Genomic DNA, 5,000 nt, shown 5'->3' with positions numbered 1-5,000 from the left:
GTACCGCAAACCGACACAGGTAGGCGAGGAGAGAATCCTAAGGTGTGCGAGAGAACTCTGGTTAAGGAACTCGGCAAAATGACCCCGTAACTTCGGGAGAAGGGGTGCTTTCTTAACGGAAAGCCGCAGTGAATAGGCCCAAGCGACTGTTTAGCAAAAACACAGCTCTCTGCGAAGCCGTAAGGCGAAGTATAGGGGGTGACACCTGCCCGGTGCTGGAAGGTTAAGGAGAGGGGTTAGCGTAAGCGAAGCTCTGAACTGAAGCCCCAGTAAACGGCGGCCGTAACTATAACGGTCCTAAGGTAGCGAAATTCCTTGTCGGGTAAGTTCCGACCCGCACGAAAGGTGTAACGATTTGGGCACTGTCTCAACCAGAGACTCGGTGAAATTATAGTACCTGTGAAGATGCAGGTTACCCGCGACAGGACGGAAAGACCCCGTGGAGCTTTACTGTAGCCTGATATTGAATTTTGGTACAGTTTGTACAGGATAGGCGGGAGCCTTTGAAACCGGAGCGCTAGCTTCGGTGGAGGCGCTGGTGGGATACCGCCCTGACTGTATTGAAATTCTAACCTACGGGTCTTATCGACCCGGGAGACAGTGTCAGGTGGGCAGTTTGACTGGGGCGGTCGCCTCCTAAAGTGTAACGGAGGCGCCCAAAGGTTCCCTCAGAATGGTTGGAAATCATTCGTAGAGTGCAAAGGCATAAGGGAGCTTGACTGCGAGACCTACAAGTCGAGCAGGGACGAAAGTCGGGCTTAGTGATCCGGTGGTTCCGCATGGAAGGGCCATCGCTCAACGGATAAAAGCTACCCCGGGGATAACAGGCTTATCTCCCCCAAGAGTCCACATCGACGGGGAGGTTTGGCACCTCGATGTCGGCTCATCGCATCCTGGGGCTGTAGTCGGTCCCAAGGGTTGGGCTGTTCGCCCATTAAAGCGGTACGCGAGCTGGGTTCAGAACGTCGTGAGACAGTTCGGTCCCTATCCGTCGTGGGCGTAGGAAATTTGAGAGGAGCTGTCCTTAGTACGAGAGGACCGGGATGGACGCACCGCTGGTGTACCAGTTGTTCTGCCAAGGGCATAGCTGGGTAGCTATGTGCGGAAGGGATAAGTGCTGAAAGCATCTAAGCATGAAGCCCCCCTCAAGATGAGATTTCCCATAGCGTAAGCTAGTAAGATCCCTGAAAGATGATCAGGTTGATAGGTTCGAGGTGGAAGCATGGTGACATGTGGAGCTGACGAATACTAATAGATCGAGGACTTAACCATATAATATGTAGCAATGTTATCTAGTTTTGAAGGAATATGCCTTCATAGTTTGGTGATGATGGCAGAGAGGTCACACCCGTTCCCATACCGAACACGGAAGTTAAGCTCTCTAGCGCCGATGGTAGTTGGGACCTTGTCCCTGTGAGAGTAGGACGTCGCCAAGCAACTAAAAACACAAGTCTTTTGACTTGTGTTTTTTTGTGTTTAGTAAACAATATTATATACTGTTTCAATTATAGACGAACGTTGTATTCTGATGTCTTAATGATGGATACAGGTTCATCATACGCATTGAATATAAAACTATAATCGTTATTTGGCGATATTGGTTTAGTTTCTAATTCATAATAAATGTGACTGGGGCATATTGCGTTTTTTAACTCATCAATTACTAACCGTGCAAGATAGTTTGGAATGAATATGGTTTATAAAAATATACGATCCCTATACAGCATTGTCCAGTAGACATCTAGATTAATGGAGGGATGTTTAATTTTTAAATTGTGCCGTACGGTAAAGGCTAAAAGTGCTTGAAGGATATTCAGAGGGATTGCCACTATGCTATATTCAAGTAAGACAGAGGTGAAATGGATAAAAAACCGATATTTCAACTTGAATATCGGTTTAATAATATGTGACTTATATAAATCTATAGCAATACGAAAAGTGTAAATAAGACAGCTAACAAAATGCGATAGTATGCAAAAGGTTTTAAACCTATCTTCTCTAAAAGCTTCAGAAAAGTTACTACTGCTAGCATTGCTACTATAAAAGAGGTAATGAACCCTACTGCAAACATAGGGATGTCATCGACACTTAAATACTTCCAGCTTTTTAGTAAGTCTAAGCCTGTAGCCCCAACCATTACAGGAAGAGCTATTAGAAAAGAGAACTCTGATGCAGTCTTATAATTTACTTTTGCTAATAGCCCCCCAGAAATAGTAGATCCTGCTCTAGAAAAACCAGGGTATACTGCTAAACATTGAAATAATCCAATTGTTAATGCTTGATGGTATGTTAAATCGTCCAGTGAGCAGGCGGTTGCCTCTTGCTTTTTTACTTCTGCAAAGATCATAAGAATTGCCCCTGCTACAAGTCCAATCACAACAGTATATGGCTGAAATAAGTAAGTTTTAATAACATCATGTAGTAGTAAACCAGCAACTACTGCCGGAAATACGCCAAGAAATACATGGAACGCGTTGAATTTTTTCTCCTTCCGTAGAAGAGGCTTAATATTACATAAAGATACGAGACGTTTATGATATAAAATTGCAATAGCTAAAATTGCGCCTAGTTGAATAACAATTTCAAACGTTTTCGCTCTTTCTCCTTCAAAGCCTAATAAATGCCCGACTAATATAAGGTGGCCGGTAGAAGAGATAGGTAAAAATTCAGCTAACCCCTCTACTATACCGAGTATGAAGGCAATAATGATATCGCTCATAGTTTCACTCCTGAAAATTAATGAATGTCTACTCTCTTAAAATAGAATAGTGTTGCGATAAATCCGAAAATCGTTGTTGCTGCAATGATCATATAAGAATACTCTGGTGGATATGTGGGTTGTAATTCATTATTTGCGATATCTAAAGTGGCGGTCCAGGGAAATAAATCTTTATGTTTGGAATTTACGAGCATAAGATTAGTCATTGTAATAATGACTGTTAATATAATAGGCGGTACATAGCTCTTCATTATAAGAGTTAATAGAACAATAGGTGAAGACAATAGAAAAAGAAGTCCACCACAGGTTAAAAATTTTAGGAAAGAACCTAAAAGTAAAGCAGTGTTAAAACCAGGGAAGTTCCCCAATAGCCCTAATATTAAAGTAAGCGACCAAGCAACTAAAGTTAGCATCATGATCCAAAGGAAAAGAATGATGAACTTACTTATAATAAAACTAATGCGTGACACGGGGATAGTTAGTAAATTTTTTAATGTGTCTTCTGCATATTCACGGGTAAACAGATAAGCAACTACTACTCCATATAAGGGGAATCCTATAACTAAAGTAGTGTATAAGTTAACTTCAGTGAATAATTGATGGAACCAAATAGTCGGAGTTGGCTGCTTTGTTTTTATATGTATATAAGAAGCTACTACGACTAAGAAAGGCGCGACACCAGCCCCAATAATACTAATTAAAAACATATTAGAACGTTTTAGTTTTAATAGTTCTGTATAGAGTAGGTTAACCAATTGTTCCACCTCCAACTAGCTTGGTGAAATAATCTTCTAATTTGTCTTCGCTCATCATCATTTTTAATACTTCAATATCATTTAGAACAAACGTTCTATTGATGTATCCTTGTTGCCCGAAATGAGAGTAAATGCGAATATTCCCTTCATCGTGTACCTCATAATCGAAAATTTGAAATTGATTTTCTAATAGCATCGTAGCCTTACTGTCATTATTCACCTGAAATTCTATGTATTTACGGTTTGCTTTGCGTAGCGTATCAAGAGAAACTTCTTCTAGTAACTTTCCTTCGTGAATAATTCCGATACGATCAACTAACTGTTCTACCTCGGCTAATATGTGACTAGAAATGAGTATCGTTATATTCCTTTCTTGAGCTAAAGAATGAATAAGTTTTCGCATTTCTTTAATCCCGATGGGGTCTAGTCCGTTAGTTGGTTCATCTAATATGAGTAGTTCGGGATAATGGAGAAGGGCGCGTGCAATTCCTAAACGCTGCTTCATGCCTAAAGAATACTTTCCTACTAACTTTTTTGTTTCATGATGCAAACCTACTATTTCTAACGCTTCTTCAATAGCATTCTTTTTGTGAACCCCAATTATCTTTGCGTTAATTAATAAGTTTTCTTTTGCAGTTAAGTTTTCATAAAAACCTGGAACTTCAACGATAGAACCAATTCTACTTAAAATATCTTTTTGATTTTGAAATAAGTCCTCTCCGAATATTTCGATAGTTCCACTTGTAGGCTTTATAAGACCGAGTAGCATACGAATGGTTGTTGTTTTACCAGCACCGTTACGTCCTATGAATCCATAAATCTCTCCCTGTTGAACGTTAATATTTAGATTATCTACGGATTTTTGATTGCCATATACTTTAGTAAGATTAGTTGTTTTTATAATTGTATTTATAGGAGACACCTACTTTCTATAAGTTCTTACTTACATGATAAGCAGGAAGGTTTAACTGCATATTAATCATTTCTTAACTATTTCTTAAAAGTATTGTGTTTTGGAATGGAAAATCCAAAAGTGGTTCTTTCCCATGGATTACTTTCAACCCATATATGCCCGCCATTCTTTTCAACGAGCGCTTTAGAAATAGAAAGTCCGAGACCGCTACCACCAAAAGAGGAGTTTCTTGATTGTTCGCTTCGGTACATTCGCTCAAATATGTTTTGCAAATCATGTTTTGGAATACCAGGGCCTTTGTCCCAAATAAGAAGTTCATATTCTGTATCGGTTTCTAATAGTTCGACTCCTACTGTTTTCCCATCCTTTCCGTAGTAAATAGCATTTTTCATTAAATTACCTATAATTCGTATAAGGCTAAGTTGATCTGCCATGATAGGAAAAGTAGATTCTGGTATGAGAATTTGTAGTTCAATATTATGTTTTGAGAGCTCAGGTAAAAATTCAATCAAAACTTCTCTAGTAACTTCAGAAAAGTCGAGTTCTTCTTCTTTTAGTGGAAATTCGTTAGCATCTAGCTTCGCCATATTGAATATCTCATCAACTAGGTGCT

At 39.6% G+C, this 5,000-nt stretch carries 4 protein-coding genes and 2 rRNA genes (2 of these 6 only partly in view); 2 read left to right on the top strand and 4 right to left on the bottom strand.

The window, feature by feature from the left end:
- Together QCI73_RS25985 and rrf are read left to right on the top strand one after the other, a co-directional pair.
- Nucleotides 1-1,272, top strand: a 23S ribosomal RNA gene (locus QCI73_RS25985) (it extends 1,651 nt beyond the left edge of the window).
- 48 nt (nucleotides 1,273-1,320) lie between these two features.
- A 5S ribosomal RNA gene (rrf, locus tag QCI73_RS25980) occupies nucleotides 1,321-1,436 on the top strand.
- Nucleotides 1,437-1,921: 485 nt separating this feature from the next.
- Here rrf and uppP read toward each other — a convergent pair.
- The 4 genes from uppP to QCI73_RS25955 all read right to left on the bottom strand — a co-directional run.
- On the bottom strand, nucleotides 1,922-2,719 hold the full coding sequence (gene uppP, locus QCI73_RS25970) for an undecaprenyl-diphosphate phosphatase UppP (RefSeq protein ID WP_029437097.1): 798 nt from the start codon (nucleotides 2,717-2,719) through the stop codon (nucleotides 1,922-1,924).
- Between the two features lie 17 nt (nucleotides 2,720-2,736).
- Nucleotides 2,737-3,474: an ABC transporter permease gene (locus tag QCI73_RS25965; protein WP_070805108.1), complete on the bottom strand. Its 738-nt coding sequence runs from the start codon at nucleotides 3,472-3,474 to the stop codon at nucleotides 2,737-2,739.
- Nucleotides 3,467-4,396 (bottom strand): ABC transporter ATP-binding protein, encoded by a 930-nt coding sequence (locus tag QCI73_RS25960; protein WP_353824017.1) that lies wholly within the window; start codon nucleotides 4,394-4,396, stop codon nucleotides 3,467-3,469. Before QCI73_RS25960 ends, QCI73_RS25965 begins: the two co-directional genes overlap by 8 nt.
- A 68-nt stretch (nucleotides 4,397-4,464) precedes the next feature.
- Nucleotides 4,465-5,000, bottom strand: the 3' portion of a protein-coding gene (locus QCI73_RS25955; protein WP_353824016.1) for a sensor histidine kinase. The gene runs 478 nt beyond the window's last position; only the last 536 of its 1,014 coding nucleotides appear in the window; the start codon falls outside the window, past its right edge; the stop codon is at nucleotides 4,465-4,467.

The organism is Bacillus cereus group sp. MG16 (assembly GCF_040459875.1).
Taxonomy (GTDB): domain Bacteria; phylum Bacillota; class Bacilli; order Bacillales; family Bacillaceae_G; genus Bacillus_A; species Bacillus_A paranthracis.
Note: the sequence above shows the minus strand (reverse complement) of the source record. Positions and strands in the feature narration are given on the sequence as shown.

What these genes read in the sequence shown, in the direction of transcription:
- uppP (WP_029437097.1), bottom strand. Translation starts at nt 2,719, where the DNA reads ATGAGCGATATCATTATTGCCTTCATACTCGGTATAGTAGAGGGGTTA.